Source organism: Anaeromicrobium sediminis (assembly GCF_002270055.1).
GTDB lineage: Bacteria > Bacillota > Clostridia > Peptostreptococcales > Thermotaleaceae > Anaeromicrobium > Anaeromicrobium sediminis.
On the sequence record NZ_NIBG01000001.1, the window covers coordinates 480,530 to 501,696 of the forward strand.

22 protein-coding genes are annotated in these 21,167 nt (G+C 30.7%); 5 read left to right on the top strand and 17 right to left on the bottom strand.

What is annotated here, in order from left to right; all coding sequences use genetic code 11:
* Positions 1-207 precede the first annotated feature (207 nt).
* Positions 208-522 carry a hypothetical protein gene (locus CCE28_RS02370; RefSeq protein WP_095130575.1) on the top strand — a complete coding sequence of 105 codons (315 nt, stop codon included), beginning with the start codon at positions 208-210 and terminating at the stop codon, positions 520-522.
* A gap of 671 nt (positions 523-1,193) precedes the next feature.
* Here CCE28_RS02370 and CCE28_RS22050 read toward each other — a convergent pair.
* Positions 1,194-1,340: a hypothetical protein gene (locus CCE28_RS22050; RefSeq protein WP_176461619.1), complete on the bottom strand. Its 147-nt coding sequence runs from the start codon at positions 1,338-1,340 to the stop codon at positions 1,194-1,196.
* Positions 1,341-1,475: 135 nt separating this feature from the next.
* Here CCE28_RS22050 and CCE28_RS02375 point away from each other — a divergent pair, with 135 nt between their 5' ends.
* Positions 1,476-1,850: a DUF805 domain-containing protein gene (locus CCE28_RS02375; RefSeq protein ID WP_095130577.1), complete on the top strand. Its 375-nt coding sequence runs from the start codon at positions 1,476-1,478 to the stop codon at positions 1,848-1,850.
* Between the two features lie 27 nt (positions 1,851-1,877).
* Here the strand turns inward: CCE28_RS02375 and CCE28_RS02380 are convergent, their stop codons facing one another.
* Positions 1,878-2,105, bottom strand: a complete 228-nt coding sequence (locus CCE28_RS02380) for a hypothetical protein (RefSeq protein WP_095130579.1) — start codon at positions 2,103-2,105, stop codon at positions 1,878-1,880.
* Between the two features lie 377 nt (positions 2,106-2,482).
* Here CCE28_RS02380 and CCE28_RS22055 point away from each other — a divergent pair, with 377 nt between their 5' ends.
* Entirely contained in the window at positions 2,483-2,635 is a 153-nt protein-coding gene (locus CCE28_RS22055; protein ID WP_176461620.1) for a hypothetical protein, read from the top strand.
* Positions 2,636-3,321: 686 nt separating this feature from the next.
* Here CCE28_RS22055 and CCE28_RS02390 read toward each other — a convergent pair.
* On the bottom strand, positions 3,322-3,873 hold the full coding sequence (locus CCE28_RS02390; RefSeq protein WP_095130582.1) for a magnesium chelatase subunit ChlI family protein: 552 nt from the start codon (positions 3,871-3,873) through the stop codon (positions 3,322-3,324).
* Positions 3,874-3,937: 64 nt separating this feature from the next.
* On the opposite strand from CCE28_RS02390, the gene CCE28_RS02395 reads away from it, so the two are divergent.
* Entirely contained in the window at positions 3,938-4,741 is an 804-nt protein-coding gene (locus CCE28_RS02395) for a helix-turn-helix domain-containing protein (RefSeq protein ID WP_095130584.1), read from the top strand.
* A 94-nt stretch (positions 4,742-4,835) separates the two neighbouring features.
* Here the strand turns inward: CCE28_RS02395 and CCE28_RS02400 are convergent, their stop codons facing one another.
* Positions 4,836-5,816 carry a Kelch repeat-containing protein gene (locus CCE28_RS02400; protein ID WP_095130586.1) on the bottom strand — a complete coding sequence of 327 codons (981 nt, stop codon included), beginning with the start codon at positions 5,814-5,816 and terminating at the stop codon, positions 4,836-4,838.
* A gap of 409 nt (positions 5,817-6,225) precedes the next feature.
* On the bottom strand, positions 6,226-7,965 hold the full coding sequence (locus CCE28_RS02405) for a potassium channel family protein (protein WP_176461621.1): 1,740 nt from the start codon (positions 7,963-7,965) through the stop codon (positions 6,226-6,228).
* 236 nt (positions 7,966-8,201) lie between these two features.
* Here CCE28_RS02405 and CCE28_RS02410 point away from each other — a divergent pair, with 236 nt between their 5' ends.
* Complete coding sequence (locus tag CCE28_RS02410; protein WP_095130589.1) at positions 8,202-8,636, top strand: hypothetical protein; 435 nt, start codon at positions 8,202-8,204, stop codon at positions 8,634-8,636.
* A 47-nt stretch (positions 8,637-8,683) separates the two neighbouring features.
* Here CCE28_RS02410 and CCE28_RS02415 read toward each other — a convergent pair whose 3' ends face one another.
* The 12 genes from CCE28_RS02415 to CCE28_RS02470 form a co-directional block, all read right to left on the bottom strand.
* A complete protein-coding gene (locus CCE28_RS02415) occupies positions 8,684-9,046 on the bottom strand; it encodes a hypothetical protein (RefSeq protein ID WP_176461622.1) in 363 nt (120 codons plus the stop codon).
* Between the two features lie 346 nt (positions 9,047-9,392).
* The gene (locus CCE28_RS02420) at positions 9,393-10,445 is read right to left on the bottom strand and encodes a lamin tail domain-containing protein (protein WP_095130593.1); all 1,053 of its coding nucleotides are present in this window, start codon (positions 10,443-10,445) and stop codon (positions 9,393-9,395) included.
* A 71-nt stretch (positions 10,446-10,516) separates the two neighbouring features.
* Entirely contained in the window at positions 10,517-10,843 is a 327-nt protein-coding gene (locus tag CCE28_RS02425; protein ID WP_095130596.1) for a hypothetical protein, read from the bottom strand.
* A 616-nt stretch (positions 10,844-11,459) separates the two neighbouring features.
* Entirely contained in the window at positions 11,460-11,990 is a 531-nt protein-coding gene (locus tag CCE28_RS02430; protein WP_095130598.1) for an AlbA family DNA-binding domain-containing protein, read from the bottom strand.
* Positions 11,991-12,284: 294 nt separating this feature from the next.
* Positions 12,285-12,500, bottom strand: coding sequence for a hypothetical protein (locus tag CCE28_RS02435; RefSeq protein WP_095130600.1), 216 nt, complete (start codon positions 12,498-12,500; stop codon positions 12,285-12,287).
* Between the two features lies 1 nt (position 12,501).
* Positions 12,502-12,729, bottom strand: coding sequence for a hemolysin XhlA family protein (locus CCE28_RS02440; RefSeq protein ID WP_095130603.1), 228 nt, complete (start codon positions 12,727-12,729; stop codon positions 12,502-12,504).
* Between the two features lie 7 nt (positions 12,730-12,736).
* Positions 12,737-13,153 (bottom strand): YcbK family protein, encoded by a 417-nt coding sequence (locus CCE28_RS02445; protein WP_095130605.1) that lies wholly within the window; start codon positions 13,151-13,153, stop codon positions 12,737-12,739.
* A gap of 52 nt (positions 13,154-13,205) precedes the next feature.
* Positions 13,206-15,908 carry a prophage endopeptidase tail family protein gene (locus CCE28_RS02450; protein WP_095130607.1) on the bottom strand — a complete coding sequence of 901 codons (2,703 nt, stop codon included), beginning with the start codon at positions 15,906-15,908 and terminating at the stop codon, positions 13,206-13,208.
* 34 nt (positions 15,909-15,942) lie between these two features.
* Positions 15,943-16,143, bottom strand: coding sequence for a hypothetical protein (locus CCE28_RS02455; RefSeq protein ID WP_095130609.1), 201 nt, complete (start codon positions 16,141-16,143; stop codon positions 15,943-15,945).
* A gap of 10 nt (positions 16,144-16,153) precedes the next feature.
* Positions 16,154-18,646, bottom strand: coding sequence for a hypothetical protein (locus CCE28_RS02460; RefSeq protein WP_095130611.1), 2,493 nt, complete (start codon positions 18,644-18,646; stop codon positions 16,154-16,156).
* Positions 18,647-18,663: 17 nt separating this feature from the next.
* Positions 18,664-19,488 (bottom strand): distal tail protein Dit, encoded by an 825-nt coding sequence (locus tag CCE28_RS02465; RefSeq protein ID WP_095130613.1) that lies wholly within the window; start codon positions 19,486-19,488, stop codon positions 18,664-18,666.
* Positions 19,489-21,153 carry a coiled-coil domain-containing protein gene (locus tag CCE28_RS02470; RefSeq protein ID WP_095130616.1) on the bottom strand — a complete coding sequence of 555 codons (1,665 nt, stop codon included), beginning with the start codon at positions 21,151-21,153 and terminating at the stop codon, positions 19,489-19,491.
* Between the last annotated feature and the right edge of the window lie 14 nt (positions 21,154-21,167).

Genomic DNA, 21,167 nt, shown 5'->3' on the forward strand with positions numbered 1-21,167 from the left:
TTTTTATATTCCTCAGTCCAGTATTTAATTTGTTCTTTCAGAAATTCTATGAAATCTTCCATGGTCATTTCTTCAAGTTGTTTTTTATCCATATTCCCTCCACGAATCTTATAATTAATCCTAGATTAAATATATCTATTTATTAACAATTATGAATTTTACTGAATACTATGAACTATCTATATTTAATTCTAGGAGGAAAATATATTGAATACTGCAACTTCAATTCCGCCAAACCTTTTAGCTAAAGCTAAAAGACTTAATCCATTTGCCTCATTTCCAAATAAACCAGGAGAAGGTGCTATATTATCAAGCTACTTTATTGGTGATACGTCTACAGGTGACGTATTTTACTTCGCTACTGCGAAATCTCACGATGGTAGATTATATTTGATACATCATATTGTTGATAGACCACTTATTGATGCAGTACCCAATATTTTATTACAGTCTCCCTACTTATTTATGACATGGAATGAAAAAGGTAAAATTATCGAATGGGCTGCCGGTCAACAAAAATAATCCTGCATAGAAAAGGTCGTCTTTACGACCTTTTAGTCTTGTTTGAGCTATAATAGATTCGTTAACTAATCCATTAATTCACATTTTATTTTGCTCTTTATTACCAGTCTTGATATAATTTTTGTACCATTAGTTTGAAAGGTTGTGTATTTTATGGATTCCATAGATATTGTATTATTAATCAGTTGTCCAACATTGGCAGTTTTAACACTTTATGCTTTAAATGAAAAATATGCTTACAAATCAATACTTATTAAGCTTTTTGAATCAACTTTTAAATATAAGATTTTTCTTATATATATTTAATACATATACCACAGGACCTCGGTTAGATTAACCTTTGATCCATAGATTTTTTGTCATTTATTACCACATTTGATATAATCTTTTTAAATGTATTCTGAAAGGTTGTGTAATCTATGGAATTTATTTATCCTTGCTTGACTGTTTTAGCACTTTATTTTTTTAATAAAAAATATAATTACAAATCAATACTTATTAAATCATTCGGTTTAACTTCTTATAAAATATCACTTTTAATACCTTATCTCATTTATTTTGTTATTTTTATTCTTAAGTCAGATAAAAACCTATTCGATGATCCAATAGTATCAAGTATTTATTTTTCATTTCTTTACTTAATTCAAATACCTAAAGACTTGCGTTGACTTTCAACTTAATAATTTTACTTTTAACTCCTCATCTATTGTAAGTCCATACTTATTTGCAATATTCTCTATATAAGCCATATCACTAATTTCAGCTTCTTCTCCCATCTCACAAATGATTTCTAGAAGCTCTTTTATATCTTGTTCCATAACTTTTCACCTCTCAAATCTTTTAATATTCTCACCACAATTAAAAACCGATTATCCAAATTCCTTTACAAATTATGCAATCATTATAATATTATCTATGTGTCGTTATCTATTAATAAAAGGAGGTGATTTATAATGCTGGAAAAATTCTTCAGTTGGCATGGCCGAATCAATAGAGCTAAGTATTGGGGATATCATTTTTTAGTTGGCATTGTGTCTTCAACACTTTCCCATGGTATTGCTTATCTTATGGATAATTCCATAGGAACAGTTCTTTACTATATCATTGCAATAGGTTCATTTTATCCAATGATGTGTATAATCGTAAAACGACTTCATGACGTTGATAAATCTGGTTACCTTGCATTCCTCTGCCTTATTCCAATAGTTAATTTATATCCAGCAATTTTATGTGCATTTATAAAAGGAACTGATGGTCCAAATCGTTTTGGCCCAGATCCACTAGAGCTTAATGAAATTGACGAAGATTATGTTAAAGAAACTATTTAATAGTTTCTTTAATTTTTTATCTAATCCTTATCTCTTCGTTGGATACTTTAAATTAATTATCTTATCTATCTGTTTCTGGCTTAAAGTAACACTCTCTATAGAATCTCTTCCATAGTTTCTATACATAAAAAATATATTTTTTACTATCCTTCTTTCTATTCTAAAATACAAAGCTATCTCTCCATAACTTAATGGTATTATACGTCTAATCTTTCTTAGGATCTTCCTAAGTGGCCTTTGATATCTTCTTCTCACTGTTGACACCACCTTTGTAAAATTTATATCTCATTTCTTAATAAAGTTTCACAATCCTTTCATACTTTCTTAACATATTGTTGATATCATGTAGTTATAAAAGATAAACACATTTTCCTTCCAACTTCACATAGGACTTCTGCTATCTTGCAGAGGTCCAATTCGATTTATAGGAATTTTCATATTGCATTTACTATTTGTACGAATAACTATCATGTGTTAAAATTTACCTATTCCCATGATCGGAGTTGATTACTTTGTATATAAGTTTGCTTTTTTTAAAGAAATTGTGTGTAACTGGACTTACTTTGTTTTTAATTAGATTTATTGATAATAAATTCAATGTGTCCTCTAAATTATTTGCAAAATTGGAATCAATGTTTGTAGTTAAAGCTGTTGAACTTATAATTGTAATTTCTTCACTATCCTTTGTATCTGCACATACTAATATTGATAATACAATTATTGAATCTATGGTAATGGGGGCTAGTATTAGTATTTATCTCAAACAAGTAACCCACACTAAATAATTCTTTAATTAACATTCTATTTTCCTAATTCACATCTATGATGCAATGGTAATATATTACATTTAGAAGCTGATTACTTTGCACCTTTATAAAAGCCCAAACCATTCAGTGTTTTCCATATATTGTCTAATTTCATATTTTCTATTTAAATTTTTAAATACCAAATCCAAAATTTTTCATAGAATATGTACAATATTTAAATCATAATTTATTGCACATATAGTCATAACGTTAACCGTTTATACTGCATTTGCACTATTCGCTTCTTATCTTGGTGCTAATTATAGCACTGTTTTTTTCATCGCTACAGGTTGTAAAATTGGGTTAACTAGAGATAACTAAAACTACGTAAACAATTATCTATTGTAATTACATGCAATTTTCCGGCTGTAACTCTAAATATGCATGAGTTACTTCATAGCACTGCTTTACATCCTCTGAAAATAAATTATCTAGTTCAATAAACTGTCTTTTCATATCCCTACCCACTTATACTACTTTAAATAAACTTAGTTGTTTGACTACAGTTTAGAGTTTGTCTCACCCATGGCTATGGCCGTTCTCATTGAATTAATACTATTTCTATAAGGATCAAGAAAATTTTACTGGAGAGTATGGACTTATGTTTTATAATCCTAAGAAACTCCATAAAAGTAAAAAACTCCCTTATCTTTAAAATAAAGGAGTTAATTCATGTTCCAATAATTCTTATCTAATTTTCTATATTGTATAGCTTCAGCCACATGGCTTGCTAATATATTTTCTGATTCTTCTAAATCAGCTATAGTTCTGCCTAACTTAACCAACTTTGTATATGCCCTTGCACTAAAGCCTAATTTATCAAAGGCATTTTTAAGTAAATACTTTGCATCATCTTCCATATTACAATATTTATCCATAAGCTTTGTATTTAATTGAGAATTATATAGTATATTATCATTCTTATATCTCTGCAGTTGTATTTTTCTAGCCTTTTCTATATTTATTCTCATGTCACTAGAACTCTTATTCTTTGAATAATCATTTAGTTCATCGTATTCTACGGGATATATTTGTATATGCATATCTACCCTGTCTAGTATGGGCCCTGATACTTTAGATAAGTACTTTCTAACTTCATTAGGTGTGCAGCTACACTTTCCGTTTTCTGAGCCAAAGTGACCACATTTACATGGTTGCGATACCAATGCGCTTGGTAAATCCGACCAAATAACTTTATATATTAATATTAATGACATAAAAGAAAAAGAAATTCAAGGCTTACCAGAAACTACCTTAGGTCAACGTGTTTATAAGAAAAGAATGCAGTTAGGCCTATCGATTAAAGAGTTAGCTGAATTAAGTGATTTGTTTCCTTCTACAATTTCCCGTATTGAAAAAGAAAAGGGTGATGTTAGTAGAACAGATCTTACTTCAATACTAAAACTTAGCAAAGGATTAAATACTACTATGGAGTATTTATATCAAACTAGTGATTGGACAGAGAATACAATACCAGAAATCATGGAAAAATATCAGACTCTAAATGGAGTACGCGTATGTGATCTTGTAAAATTAACAGGAATTCATAAAGACACTATCCTTGGATATAGAAATGGCAGTGTAAAAGATCCAGGAAAGAAATATTGGGACAAAATATGTGAAGCTATAGGATATGATAATAAAAAGGTAAAAGAGAAGATTAGAGGCCTTCCAGAAGATACTCTAGGACAAAGAGTTTATAAAAAAAGAATGGAATTAGGATTAACTATTACAGAAGTAGCCGAGTTAAGTGGATTACGTGATAGTACAATCTCAGGAATTGAAAAAGAAAAAGGTGATATTAATAAAAAATCTATCTCCTCCTTATTTAGGATTAGTAAGGCTTTAAATACTACAATGGAATATCTTTATCAGACTCAAGATTGGCCTGAGAATACTGCAGCTGATATTATAAAAAAGTATCAGGTTTTGAGTGGAATCCGTACATGTGAGCTTGTAAAGTTAACAGGAATACCCTTAAGCACTTTATCTGGTTATAAAAGTTCTAAAAAAAGTCCATCAAAAGATAACTGGAATAAAATATGTACAGCCTTAGGATATGAAAAAAATTCCAATTTGAAATAGTTTCTTTTATTATATATAGGTACTCATAATAAAAACAAAGGTGTTTATTATAAAGACACCTTTGTTTTTTTAATCTTCCATGTACTAACATAAACTAATTAAATTCTAACCATGTATCTGTTATTGGATTATATTCTTCTATAGTTCTTAAACCACCTTCACCATATCGATATCCTCCAGCCACATAAATTATACCATTTAATTCTGCTGCTCCCGCATCTTCTCTAGCTATACACATATTCGTTTTTCTAGTCCAAGAATCTGTTTCAATATCATATTCTAATACTAAATCCTGAGTCTCATCTACTAAATGATATTTTCCTCCAAATATATAAATCTTATTATTAAATTTTGAAACTGAAAAATCTTGAATTCCTTCTTGCATTGAGGACTTTAAACTCCATTCACCTGTTTCTATGTCATATACCTTCAGTCTTGAATCAAAATGGCCTCCAATTATGTATATTTTTCCATTTACAGCAATGGCTTGACCAGAACTTTCTATTTTTGTAGGAATTTCAGTGACAAGTCTCCATGTATCAGTTATAGGATTATACTCTTCAATGACCGCAGCTGACCTACTATCACCTAAATCATTATATCCTCCGCAAGCATAAATTTTGCCATTTGATTTAACTGCTACGACACTCGCTCTTGGTGTTATCATAGGGCTTTTAGTTCTCCATTTATCTGTTATAGGATCATACTCTTCTACTATGTTTGAATATTCAACATCTTCCTGCATACCTCCAATAGCATAAATCTTACCTTGTAATTCCACTATGCCTAAAGCCTCTCTCTTTGTGGTCATACTAGTTTTGTATACACTTTCTTTAGTAACGGGATCATATTCTTCCACTCTACCAACTGGATATGATCCTTCCGTCCCACCGATAATATATATCTTTTCATTAAAAGCCACTACTCCTATTTCACTCCTGGAATCAATCATCATTCTTTCATTAATTCCAACCTCTTCTCCCGTAAATTTCAATATTAAAATGAATATAATAGCAAGAAAAAGACGAGTAGAAAAGGAGACACCTTCACTTCTAACCTTAGATTTATTAGCCATTTTAAATTACCTCCTTAGTTTTTAAGAAGCTTACTTTCTCATAGTAAGATATATTTATGTACATGTCAATATTATCCAAAGAGCTTAAATAATGAGCAACCTGACCATTTAGAGAAATGTATTTTAATCTTCATTGTAGTATATAATTCCAATAATGGTCATATACTTTCTGTTAGAGGAGTGATTGTTATGAAATATACTTTCATTAGAATGGATTTTTTATTGTCACTAGCATTTTCTATAGTTATTGCATTTATTCTAACTCGAGCTTTAATGCCTCTGATTTAGAGGATATAATTTTTTACGAACAAAAATAAAGCCCTAGGTAAAACCCAGGGCTGCATAAGTCTACTTTTCTATCTCCGCTTCGTGTTTTTAATTATGTTTAAAAATATTTTAAGTTTAAAATTTATCTTAATAGTTTTCTTACAAAGGATACGGTAAAGTATGACATAAGAAATATACCTAAAAAACCTTCTATTACAGAAGTCATTGCAGTTATTTCATTTTGTGGGCTAATATCACCATATCCTATTGTTAAAAAAGTGATTCCACTATAATATATTGCTTTAACTATCTCATTGGTTATTTTCGAATTATCAAAGTTTATGCACATTGTAGGAATATATAAATATGACGTTGCAAAACCAATAATTGTTAATAACATAGTACATAATACATTATATGGTTTTGTTCCATATGCTCCAACCCAATCAAAAAGCATTACTTCAACCCAATACAACGGATTTAACTTTCTTGTAAATGTGGTATATCTCGATCTTCTTTCACACCTTTTAAACTCAACATACGCTTCATCTTCGTCATCGTATTGACCTAAATTATTAAAATTCTCTTTTAGTATTAAAAATTGATCTGCCTTTTCTTTATATGTAGAATTCTGTTTATTTATTAGATTTTTAAAATTAGATTGCTTCAAATCAATTTCTATCCGTCCGTAATTTATTAAATTTTTAAACTTAAACCATTTTAAAGGTTTATTGTTCTCAAATCTAAAATTCATAGTTTGTTTATTTGTAATATCTTTGAGATTCAAAGATTTGCACGATTTAAATCGAAAATCAACATCATTTTCAAATTTACAATCAGAAAATTCTATGTTTGCAGTAGATAAATCTGAATTATTAAACCTAATATTCCCTTCTCCAAATCTCACATCATGAAAAAATATATTATTTTTTCCAAAGCTTGCATTTTGGAAGTCAATCTCACCTTTTTCTAATTTGGCCTTATTAAAATATATATTTCCATCTCCAAAATTCACATTATTAAAATTCACATTCCCTTCTCCAAAATTTACTTTCTTGAAATCTACATTTCCTTCTCCAAAGTTTACATTACTAAAATCTGCATCTCCTTTTCCAAATTTTGACACACAAAAATCTACATTTCCTTTTCCAAAGTTTACATTGTCAAAATATACATTTCCTTCTCCAAAGTTTACGTTCCTAAAATTCACGGTTTCTTCTCCAAACTTTGCCAGTCCAAAATATACATTTCCTTTTCCAAAGTTTGAACTCATAAAATCTACATATTCTTTTCCAAATTTCGCCATCCTAAAACTTACATTTCCATCTCCAAAGTTTGCCTTATCAAACCTTACTTGCCCTTCTCCAAAGTTTGCCTTATCGAAACACACATTTCCTTCTCCAAAGTTTACTTCCTTGAAATCCACACTCCCTTTTCCAAAGTTTACATTATTAAAACACACATTTCCTTCTCCAAAGTTTGCCTTATCAAAATTTACTTTACCTTTAGCAAAAATTGAATCTCTAAACACAACTCTCTTTTGTTCAAATTTCACTATACTAAAATCTATGTATTCATCAGAGACAAAAAAGGTTTCTTTTGCCATAAATTCTTTTATATAAACCTCATCTACTCTATCCGCTCCTATATATTTACGATATTTTGACAAACTAAAATCTTCAACATAACAATTTGATAAGTCAACTTTTTCTTCGCTATAAATCTTTCTGTAAATCTCATAAGTATTTATGTATTTATATTCCTTGATTTCAGTAACCTCGCTATTTTTTCTAAACTCAATTTTCACTATTTCATTATTTTTTTCTAAAATTCTATAAGATAAATTCTTTGTTAATCTATATTCCTCAATTGAAAGTTCCATCTTATTCACCTCAATATCCATTTTACCAAATATTGTTAAATGAGTGCAAATTCCTGCGAGTAATTTAAAAACGCAGTAATCAAATTTTCGACCTAAATCAAATAATTTTTTTCTAAAATTCTTTGTCAAACTTTATGTGTTTTATCTATCTACATAAGTGAAAAGATTAATTAATTTTTTTCAAAACCTAGGTTTACATCAAATATTATTTAGAGAGAAAAGGAGAGAATACAAATATGAATACTAAAAGAATTACTACAAGATTTAACTTATCGGATGTGGAGAAAGAGTATGAAAGACTACATACATCTATCGATGATTTAGGAGAGCAAATAATTGCAACTGAGACAGCTGAATTAGTAGCTAACATTGCATCATATGGTGCAGAAGCAATAATCGGAAGTGCAGTTTTAGCAGAATTAGTGGCACCAACACTTATTCTATATACTGCTAGGGGTATTTTAAATGATTATTTCAATGACTTGGAAGCTGAAAAGTATGCTGAGATGCTTAAGGCATTAGCTGTAGCTGGACCATCTGGATATGTTGATGCAAAGTTAAAGATCAATTATGAAACAATTTATGTTCCTTATGAAGGACCTAAAACAAAACTTGATACTGTAAAAGTAGAAAGTTGGAAATGCTATAGTGATGGTTCTGTTATTGCCTAGAATATATTAAAAATGAAGGTCTTCTACACTTTATAAGTAGAAGATCTTCATTTTTTTATTTCTGCTACTTGTACTAGAACCTTAGTACCTGTAGTATATGACACTTTATAGCACTGCCCTTTTACTAATTGAATTTTAGATAAATTTCCAGTTAGAGCTACAGTGTCTTCTGTTTCATTTAATCTCTGGAATATAATTATTGTTTGGGAAGGAGTTTTATTAGCGATCCCTACCCTTATTCCATCTGACATACTATATTTAAATTTCAATATTTCTTCTTGTAATCCATGTATTTTATCTAGTCTAGACACTTTATATTCTTCATATGTAATATAGCAGAAATATAATATATATGCTAGAAAAAATATGACAGGAATTAATATATCACTATTACCACGGATAATTTTCATTATAAAAAAAATAAATATTGAAATAGAAATCAACACACTACTCAGTAATAAAAAGAACTTACGGCTGACTGGAACCACCTCCTTTTTTACATTTCCAATACATCTTAATCGATGTCAGATATTTCTAATTATAGCATAGAGATTTCTAAAATTTACAATATCTTATAACTTAAGTGTTTATTCAGAATAAAAACGACTATGGTCCTAATACTCTCCATTATATAATTTTAAAAAAACTCAAGCAAAACCTAGTTCTACGTAAATACACTTTAATAATTCTCCTATACTAGACACACGTTTTTTGAGTAAAAAAATAAAGGAGCCTTAGCTCCTCTCACTTAATCTACTAATCCTCGAATCTATTAACAAGTTCACCTTTAGTGTTATATAACTCTGCAGGATCGCTTTTGCTATTGTTCCAAGTACCTTTGCCATCAAGCCAATGGAATTCTACATCTGAGTTCTTAGCGGAGTCACCAACCTTTACAGATGCATTTGAATCTAAAGTGAATTTTGGAAATATAAAAGACTGATTACCTCTTACTGATATAATTTTCCACCCCGTAAGATCCACTGACTTACTGCCTGAATTTGTAATTACAATATATTCAGCTTTTTTATCTAGCTCAGTAATCATTAGTTCTTTACTCATCGTAGTTGTTTGGTTCTCAGCTGGTGCATTTGTTTCTAATTTTGCATTGATTTCATCTGGATTCACATTATCAAATTCGTCATGTGCAACATTTCCATTAATTGTATATGTATAACTATAATGACTTGGTATCTGAGTATTTGTATTTGGGTAAGTTATAACAGCAACAAAATCTGTACAACCACCTGCATTTCTAATGGCTTTTTCCATATATGCTTGATCTCCATGTCTATTAAGGGTGCTATTTTGAGGAGTTATGTTGTATGCATTTGATACTCCCCCAAGAGAATCAGCTATTACATGACCTTCGTCTAAACTTTTACTTTCAACACCAGGGACTTTAGCTTCATCTCTATAATATCTTCCAGTTGATAAAACGGGCTCAGTGGATTCATCTTGCAAAGTAATTTTCTTAGCTGTTACTTTAACCAACTGACTATGCTCATTTGTATAGGCATAATATTCTCTATCACCATATCCTATATCTACAACAACGTTAGGCTCTCTATGGCCTGATTGGTTTCCACCATCAACTTCAATTAATTTATTTCCTTCAAGTGAATCTTCTGTTATCAAAGCTTCTTCATTTTTTATTTGCGCTTTATCTGAAACAATAGTTTCAGCAACCTCATTTGATTTTAAAGCTGCTTTTGTATCTTTAATTGAGTTATTTCCACATCCTGACAATGTAGAAATTAACATCAGAACAATACATAAAGCTGTGGTTAGTTTTCTATTTATATTCATTCTAAGCTCCTCCTATTTTAATATTTCTCTCAAAACTTTCCTTTAATGGAAGTAAGGCAGATGGGTTGAAATCACGGTATGTATCTATACATCTTTAAAAATAATATAAATATTGTTATTGTTACAAATACTGCTCTGAGTCTAAAGAGGGGAGGACGTTCCCATGTAAAGATTTTATCAAATAGTTGTGGCTTTATTATAAGAGCAATTAATTCAATAATAGTAATTATCCCACCTAAAAAAAATAAGAGTTTAAACCCCAAAATGGTGACTAAAGAAGTTGTTTCTTCCAAACTAATACTAACTAAGCCTATACCACTGAAAATACATATAAGCACTGGCATATAAAATAGTAACATCCTGTTTTGTTCTTTTAAATTTTCTTTTCTTGTTTTCATAATGCATACCTCCTTATAAGTTAGCGACGAACCGATATATTATAAATTCAACAATAAGAGATTACACTAATCATTAGTTTACTGAGCATCTTTATCCATACTATACCACAATCAGGACACAAAAAAAGAAGCCTTTCAGCTTTGCTTTTTATTACCGTAATATTTAAATATAAGAGACAATGAAAAAGTAAATATGGACCAAAAAAGAAAACCTATGATTTTATTGTTTTGTAAGAATATAAAAAAATCACCTAATTTTGTCATTAATCCTTCACTCCTTCCTTAACCATTAGTTCAGCATATAATTTATATTTCTAATTATAGCATAGAGATTTCTAAAATTTACAATACCTTATAACTTAAGTGTTTATTTAAAATAAAAAAGACCAGGGTCCTAAGCTCTACATTAAAAATTTTTCAAAAATAAAGCCCTAGATAAAACCTAGGGCTATAATTATATCTACAAATCTATCTAATTTGTTTTTTGGACAGTATCTATATGCATCTTATTATATAATGTTATGGCATAAACACGCCATGAGAAGACATGAAGTTTACTGCATAAAACCAAGTCCAAAACCTATAAGTGCTCCAATAGTCCCACCAATCAACCAATCTACCATCTTTGATTGTATTGTGTTTGACTTATCATAAGATTCCTGCATATTTGATAGCCAGTTGTTAAATGAGCAATGTTTTGTGCCATTTCAGCAATTATCTGACTTTCTGATTTTTGATTCTGTTTAAAGGCCGTAATTATTGATTTTGAATCCATAGTTTCTATCATAGCTTGTTTTCTCTTATAAAGTACATTTCTACAAGCTATAGGTTGGGGTGACTTACTAACATCAATAATAGCCACCTCAGCATTTCGATATTGAATCCAATTTATTTCTGCGTTTGGATTTGGCGATAAAAAAGATAATGCTTTTCTAAACTCTTTTTCAATCCAATTTCTGTCAACCCCTACTACACCAACTCTCTCATCAACTCCTATTATTATTTGTCCACCATAAGAATTTGCGAATGCGGAAATATGCTTTGCAATCACATTAGCTACTACTCTACCTCTTTTAAATTCTACATATTGGTTTTCACCATTTGCAATTACCAAATCAATATCATTTTCAGTTACTACTTTTACCATAATGCCCTCCTAAAATTTCAGGTAGTCTAGTTTGTGACAATAATAAGTGGTCGTTCTGTCACAACTAAACATAATTATTTTACATATACTTTAAAATAATTAGATAAATTTTGTCTAATTCCTCTGACTATATTTGTCGACATTTATCTAGTTTTGTTAGATGAGATTTGCTTTATTTTGGAATATGTTTCAAATAGTATAATGTTCCTTTATACTACATTTCCTAAATATAATTTTGATTGTAATAGCTCTTTACAAAAATAAAAAATAGTGGAAATAAATCCCCTGTAATTATTATTCTTGAATTTTATCTTTTGTAGCCTTATTTGTAAAATAAAAAGTTACCACCATTGTTGCTAATTGTATTATAGCTTGTGTAAACGTCTCTGGAATTGTAACATCTACTTTGAAAAATATAGCAACTAGTATAGGAACAAATATAGCTAGTAAGAATATAGCTAACATTACTATAGTTACTATTCCTCTAAGGTCTTTATTATTATTTAACATTCTATTTTCCTCCTATATTTTGTATATACCAAAAGAAAAAGCCTACTAATGACGTTCCACCTAACATTACTAGAGCTTTAATCCAATTGGTGAGACTATCTAATTTTTCTATAAGATTTCTTATCTTTTCTCCCATTTCTGCATCTTTTATCTCTAGGTCATGGATCCTTTTCTCATGTTCCTTGAGAGCCTCATTTACATCTTCATGTCTGCTACATTGATTTATCATGTGTCACCTACTTTCTCATGTCCCAATAATCATAAGCTCTTTGTACTCCATTTACTAGCTCATATCTTACATCTACATGGGTGAACGTATCATAAACACCAATTCCTCTGAATCCAACTTCTATAGCTTTCTTAGCCACTTCCTCTGGCTTCATTCCTGATATTTTGATATCCGCTGCACACCCTAACATATGATTTGACTTAGGACTAGCTTTAAGACCTTTTTTAATAAGTGCATCATTGTACTCTTTACTTCTATATCCAGAAGTAATTGTTATGGATTTGTTTCCACAAGCCGTCCTTAACTCTTCTAACTTTTTTACTAGGTGTCTATCTACTACCACACTCTTTTTAGAATCATGGCAAGCAAACTCACCTATCTTGAAGTTATCACTTAAATTAAAATTTTTTGTTACTTGATACATAAAATCTCCCCCTTTTTAAATATAGATAGCTTTTTTCCCAAAAAGTTGACACCTATTCAGGTGCCTTTAAATATCCAATTCCGCTTATAAATATGTTTGCTTCACATGGTGCATTCGAAATAAATTTTATAGTATGCCAACCAGCATAGTTTGATAGATATGGTTTAATATCCACAGTTTTGTTATCAAACATGTCCCAACTAACATTAGGCACATCTGTTCCATCTATTCTTACTGTTAAGCATACATCAGTAGATGGTGTAATTCTTGTAGCTTCAATCCAAGGATCATGAATGGTATGGGTATGACCATACCCTGGATTGAACGTTACACCTGTGACATAAGAAGGCGAACTCCTTGTTTGAAGATTAAGAGATGCACTCTTTAGAAAACTAAATCCACCATAATTACTACTGGTAGATAATGAAGCACTAGTTAAGTGTCCACTTGAATAGTCCTTATATGTGGAAAGACTAGCACCTGTTAAAACTGTCCCCGAACTACCTGAAGTTGTATTTAGACTCCCTCCACTAACATATGTAAACCCCATAATACTCTTGTTTACGCTAACACTACCTCCTGCTGTGGCACTTCCAGTTTGATTCATAATAAAATCAGCACTATATCCTAAAGCCTTTTCCACACTAAGACTAAGTTCTAATTTTATAATATCTGATTTAGGAAAAGGAATATAAAATTTTGTTTCTAAATTTCCATTGTTGTAATTACCATCATTATCCTTAGTCCATACCAGATTCAATCTATCACTGCTCCAAATTGGTGTTAAAATACCCCTTTCATCAAGTATAGTAGTTTGCCCATCTGGTGCGATTACCTTGAGTCCATAATGACTTCCAGAATGATTACCTAGCTGTACTCTTTTTGCATTATGATTATCAAATACCTCTATTCCACCTGAGCTAGTTATCTTAACAGAATTGTACAGTTTATTTTCCTTTAAGCTATTGCTAGCTTCATTTAAAGCTTCATTTGCTACATTCGTAGCCGCACTAGCTTGTTGTTGCGCATATTGTTTAACCTCTTCAATTTCGTCATAAGTTGCTATATTTCCTTCATCAAATCCCATAAATAGTTCTCTACTATTATTTCTGTAAAAAGAAAGCCCAGAGTTATCTATTTTGATATAATCTCCTGGACTAATTTTATCATCATTATTAATTTTGTGTACTCTCAAAGAATTAGCATCCCATAGAAATGCGTTAGGAATATCTTTATTCCCTACTATAGTAAATTTAGATGTGCTTAGCTCTCCTGCTAAAAGTTCATCTGTATTTATTCCACTACTATTAATAGCTGTTCTATATTCAAAGTCTAATGTGTCATTATCCCTTTGAGCTAGTCCTATAATAGGCTTTTTGTTTCCAGTAGTTTTATCTGTAGAAGTTGTCATAATTATTATGGCCTTAGCTGTATCTATATTATCTGTATCTAAAATCATTAATCCTTGATTGCTTCCTACTACATAACCTTGGCCAAATTTAATCATATCTCCAGAGTTCTTAATTCTATCATTTAACCACTTAGCAGATATGGTGCCTTCATTGTCTAGCATGTCATATATTTTATCCCAGCTATCTGATTTAGTGTCTACTTTATTCTTTGTATCATTTAACTTTGCTAGAAAATCTACTACATTGTCATTGAAATAGCCTATCTTTACATTTGACTCATTAAATTCATAAGGGTAGAATTCATAAGCAGTTATTCTAGCTTGAATCCTATTATGGATTTTATCGTGTAGTATGTCTTTATCTTGAGTGATTACAGTCCAGCCTAGACCAAACTTCTCCAAATCTCCTTTTATTTTAGACAGCTCTATAATAGATATATCATAATTTTCTATCTCTTGCTCTACCTTATGAAGTTCTTTTAATCCCTGGAGTAATATTTCTAACTGATCATCACTGTCTACTTTATATTCATTACATTTAGGTTTAGGATAATTAGCTATATACTTACTATCTATAAATATGTCTTTTAATTTTCCTTCCTCTACAGTTCCTATAAACTCCAGTACTTTATCAGTAGAATTATTATAAAAGTAACCTTTAATCCCATCTGTTTCACAGTAGTATGGTATTTTAGTTATTTCTAATCCTTCTATAGTAAGGCCATCTTTTCCAAATAAAAATAACCTAGTGGTAGTAGCTTCACTAGATCCTATTCTCCTTAAAGATTTTATATTTTTCCCATATTTAAATAGCTGTATTTTTTCTGCATTAATAGCTACCTTAAAAGTCACCTTTCTTCTTTCTCTATACATTTCTAAATCCCAAAGTTCTATCATTTTATTAATTAGTTTTATTGGACTTCCTCTTTCTGTGACTAAATACTTTGGTTCGTATGTCCCTTCTACTTTTAATTCAAACTCAGTAGAATATCCACTAATTATATTGCATATTTCTTGTGGAGTAGCTTCTAGAAGTTCATAGGTAATTGGAATATAGTCGTCTAGCATTTCATAAAATACATGCTCTGCTTCTACTTCATACACAATACCATTGTTTTCACTTCTAGGTATAACTTCTTTAGTTATTTTAAATATTTCCCCAGCTACTTCAATATAATTTTCCATCTTTAAGTATTCTACTTTGCTGTCCAATGGATTTTTTAAAGTAAGTTTATACGCTCCATTTAATTCTTCTTTTATTTTTACATCAAACGCATTATGAAGTATGGCCTCAGGAGATTGCCACTGTGTGTCAAACTTATCATATACAATAGGCTTATTCACATTATCACCACCTTTCTATACATAAAAATAACACCTATTCTACAGGTGCCTCACTACTTTCATTATCTTCTTGAGGGTATAACTCGATTAACCGATCCATATCAGCTTGATCTAATGCTCCAAACATTACAAACATCTGTAATTCTGTATATACATTTGGTTTTGGCTTTAAATTTCCTTTTATAATTTCCTCATAGCTTTGTATTAACATTGCTTTATCATTTAATATAAACATCTTATTCCCCCTACTTGTTTTCTAAGGCTGTTATTCTAGCATTTTGCATAGCTAATGCTAGTTGAGTTTCTGTATAAGCTAATGCTACAAAATCTTCTAAGCTACTAATTTTTCTCTCATTCTTTTGTGTCATGGCCACAGCATTTAATAATGTAGATTTGCTATTCATGTCTACTATATAACTTATTTCAGCTCCAGCATCTTCTTCTGGTCGAATAGGAGCATATACCTCTACTACATCATTATCTTGCAGCTCCATAATAGTAGCTGATAGCCCATCATCTGAGATAGTAGGAGTAAATGGTATTTCAACTATTTTCCCATCTAACAATTTTTCTATTTTATCAATTTTACTAATAGGATTCTCAAATACTAATCCACCTTTTGAACCGTCATATGTATGCTCATCTTTGTGGTATGGAATTCTCTCTACAGTAGTTCCTTTTCCAAAATTCATAGGTAATGAACCACTAACCTTACATGGTAACATTTTGACCTCTGCCAACTGATAAGTTACAGCAAGTAAACCTTCAATTTCAGCTCTAGCAGTTGTAACTGTCCCTTTCTCAATAACAAATGCGATTCTTTGTTGTACTCCCGATGAACTATAAGTAAAAAATTCACCTACATCCGTAACTGGTATATCGATACTGTAGACTGTTTCGCTTTTACTGGGAACATTCACCTGTCTTGTTGCAATGTTTGAAGGACCTAAGTCTATACAATCATTAGGTAATATATATGTTATATAGTCTACTGCAGGTAAACTTGTATCCATACTAAGATAGTCAGAACTTTGGATTACATAATCATCACTATACTTTTTAGTTAGAGTCTTAGTTTCAAGATTAACTTCGCCTTTAACGTTTCCCACACTTCTAGGTGGCTTTGGTGCTTTAATAAAACATCTACTCTTTTTATATTCATAAGTTCCATCTTTTATATCCTCGTAATTGTTAGTTACTAATAACTTTTTAATTTTATATGGGTCAGGTGCATACGTTGAGTGTCTTCTAAATAAAATCCTTATATATCTTATGTCTTTTGGTAATTTATAGTATTTTTCTCCCCCAGCTTCTACATCATTTGTGAAACTTCGAGACCTTCCAGTTGGTAATTCACTGTCTGTAACAGGTATAAAGTTCTCATCGTAATGTCTCACAGAATCGTAAAATAAGGAACTATTTTTAGTTAAACATTCAAAAACATACTTCGTCCCAATAAAGTGGTCATCACTAATTACTTTCACAGGTATAAATGGAGTGTAAGCCTCGCTATTTTCATCTGGTAGCACTATATATTCTCCATCAAAAAATGCCCCATTTAATAGAGTCCATTCACTATTGAAATAAGGACACCTGTTAATTCCTACAGATTCAATAGCAATTTCATTAGCAGTAGATTTAACTCCTGTAGAAATATAATGTCCCACAGTATCACTTTTTCTTACTTTTGCTTTTCTATACCAAACCCTTCCTGTATCTCCACTAGCAGTTGTTCTAGCTGATGTTTTCAAAAGCACATATTTTGCATTTGGATTGGTTATTTGAATGTTTTCGAACTTAATTATATTAAATGCAGTATTAGTGACATCTGCACTTCTTAATGTTTCTAAATAATTTTTTGAAGAGTCATATATTTGCACAGAAAATCTTCCAACAATGTTACCATTAGTTACTTGCACTCTACTTTGAATAGATACACTTACAACATCATTTAAATCAACGCTAATAAAATCAGAAACAACATTAGCTTCACCAACACCCGTTGAATTTGTTATTTCAATAACTTGTGCCCCAAAAGTCGTAGAAAAACTTCTTGTTGCTGTTATAACAGCATCTGTACCCCCATCTTTAAAATCATCAACAACACCATCTCCATCTGTGTCTTTATCCATGTTAGATGATTTAACTAAGTTTTCATCAGTAATTCCACCAATCACGACCTCTTTAACTGGCCCATATGTCGAAGTTAACTCTAATTCAATAGGTTCTCTCTTTTTATTAAGTCCTTTTCCTAGAGTAAAGATAGATTCAGTATTAGTTATAACTTCTGATTTCTTTTCGTCTTGGGTATCTTCTTCTAACTTCTTAGTCCTACCTAGTTGATCATCCAATCTCTCTTTTAAATTCTCATGTACAGTTCCTTCACTATCCACCAAGGCTTGACTTACACGTGGATCTACTTCTGTACCTCCAGCTACAATAGCTTTAACTTGATCTTGTACATTATCTACTGCATCCTTCACATTGTTAGTACCTGTGACTTTGCCCTCATAAGTTATATTTTCAGATGGATGAGCTGCAGTAGATTCTAAGTGCTCTTTATGCTTATTTTCTATATCATCTTCATTAGCATTGACCTTATTTTCCAAGTATTCTTTATTCCCACTAGCTGTATTCTTTACCTCATTAAAATCACGCTCTATCATCTCATTGTTAGAATTTAATTTTTCCTTTAAACTTAAAAGTGTATCTCCTACAAAATCATTATATTTACTCATTTCTATCACCTTCTTTCCTAAAGGAATGTATGTCTATAATCAAATTTAAGCCTTGAAATATTCAAACTTTCTCCAGTGATTTTAACCTCATTTAACCCTGGTTCAAAATATAAAAAATCGCCTTGCCAGTTGGCTAAAGCGTTCGTAATATCACTATTAAATTCTTTTGTCACAGTCATTTCCTTGCAGTCTATATAAATTTTCTCATTTTCATTAATCGGACCATAGGAAGTAGTTATGTTGTTTGCTTTAATATTTATTACATCGCATGTCCCTTCTATTTCTATAATAGGCACTGCTATATATGTACCAGCATTGTTTACCATAATAGTTTTATGCGTAGTAATATTATTAAATTCTACATCATTATACTGGTCCAAATATATGTGATTTTCTATGGTCATTTCACTATCTAAAGTTAATGGACCAGCCTTATCTATGGAGTATCTAAACCCATCAAAGCAAATAAAGCCTAGAGTAAATACTCCCATGCTCATTATTTCATCTAGATCTAATTGATTGTTAAGATCAGCATAATATATAATATCTGGCTTATCATCAAACCGAAGGACCACTTCTTTAGATAACTTTTTCATTAAATCCATTATCTTTCTTTTAGTCTCAGCTCTATGATCTTTTGCTATAGTACATTCAATAATAATATTTCTAGGTCCATATATCTTTTCTTGCTTAATAGATCTATTGGCTCCTGGTATAGTTATAGATTTTATTTCTATGCTAGGAGTTTCAGGAGCTTTTTTCTTTTTCATGTATATGGAGAAATCAAAGTAGGAATGAAGCCATGTCAATTCACTTTCATATTTCATTTGAAAACCATTCATCTACTTCACTCCTTTTCTCCTTAACATTTCCTTTACTTCATTAGTAAGTTCCCCTACTACTTCCTGCTTTCTCTGCGGAGTATCTACTACCCAGGTTCCTCCTACATTCATATTTAATACTAATGGTTGTGTTCCTTTTATCGAATGTGCCATTCCACTAATGCTACTACTATCTAAGCTCAATACATTATTTAATGTATCCTTTATACTTTTAGTGTCTAATCCTTTTAATAATGTTTTAGAAAATGGCTGCAAGAACTTATCAAGTTTACTAAGTGGTCCTTTTTTAGCGGGAGAATGAAGTTCTGAATAATCACTTACTATACTCATCATCTGCCCCATGGTACGCTCTAAGTCTCTTTTCTTGCTTTCGATACCTTGGATGAACTCCTGCATTAATGTTTTACCACTTTTATAATAAGTATTTTGTTTCCCCTGCAGCATATTAATTACTTGATCTTGTGATTTAGTCATTATATTTTTATAGTTCTTACCAAACTGCTCTGCAGCTGCTTCCATTTGCTTATGATGTTCTCTTATAACATATTCTTGCTGATCTAACTTCTCTTTTTCCTTCTTATAATATTCCTCTAAATTACTAAGCCTTTTTTCTAGGCTTTTCTTCTGATTATCAAACACTTCATTAGATAGCTTAACTAACTTATTCCTTAGCAGTTCCTTTTCCTTAATCAAGCTTTCATAATGGATCTCCGTTTCCTTTATTTCTTTTTTATATTTAGCCTTTAGGTCCTTAAGCTCCTTATCATATTGCCTTTTGACTTCTTTTCTCTCATCCTCTAGCTTATCTAATTTGCTTTTCTTTTCGTCTTCTAAAGATTCTTTTTCTTTATTGGCCTTTTCTTCAATAGAGTCTATTTTATCTTGTAGCTTGCCTATTTCTATTTCCTTTTCTTTATCTGCAATTTCTTTCTGAATATCTAATATTTCTTTCTGCAGTTCCTTAGCTTTTTCTTGAGCTTCTTTAGTGGATGCCTTTGAATACTTGTTATATTGCTTTTGTAATTCTTTTAATTCTTTCTTCTTACTACTAAAAAATAGGTCATTATTCTCCTGGGTTTGTTCTCCCCTTAAAGCTTTTATTTGGTCATTTAATATCTTGATTTCTTTAGCTGCAGACTCTTCTATGTATTCTATTTTCTCATCATAATAGTCTCTTACCTTATCCATTCTTCTATCAAGGCTATCTAATTCTTCTCTTTCTTCCTCCCTTAATGCATCTATGGCCTCGTTCTTTTCATCATTGAGCAAATCTAACTTTTCTCTCTTTTTATCTTTTAATAAATCTATCTCTTTATTAAAACTATCTTTGTATCCTTTAACTATTTTACGTCTGTTTTCTTCATTCTTATCAAGTTCTTTGTCTAAGGCATCTTTTACATTGTCATAAGCTTCTTCCAATATATCCTTTTCTCTATCAATTTTATCCTGTTCTATATCTAACCATTGATCAGCACACTTTTTAACATAGGATACTCTCTTACTTAATGTGGCTTTAGTTCCCCTAGTTACACTACTGTACTTTCTTTTTTCTACTACTGCTTCACCTTTCATGGCATTCTCATGAGCCTTTCTTCTGGCATCATAATAGGCAACATAATCATTTACATAGTCTCTGTTGTTGTAAGTAAATCTTCTGGCACTCATTATTCTTTGCTCAG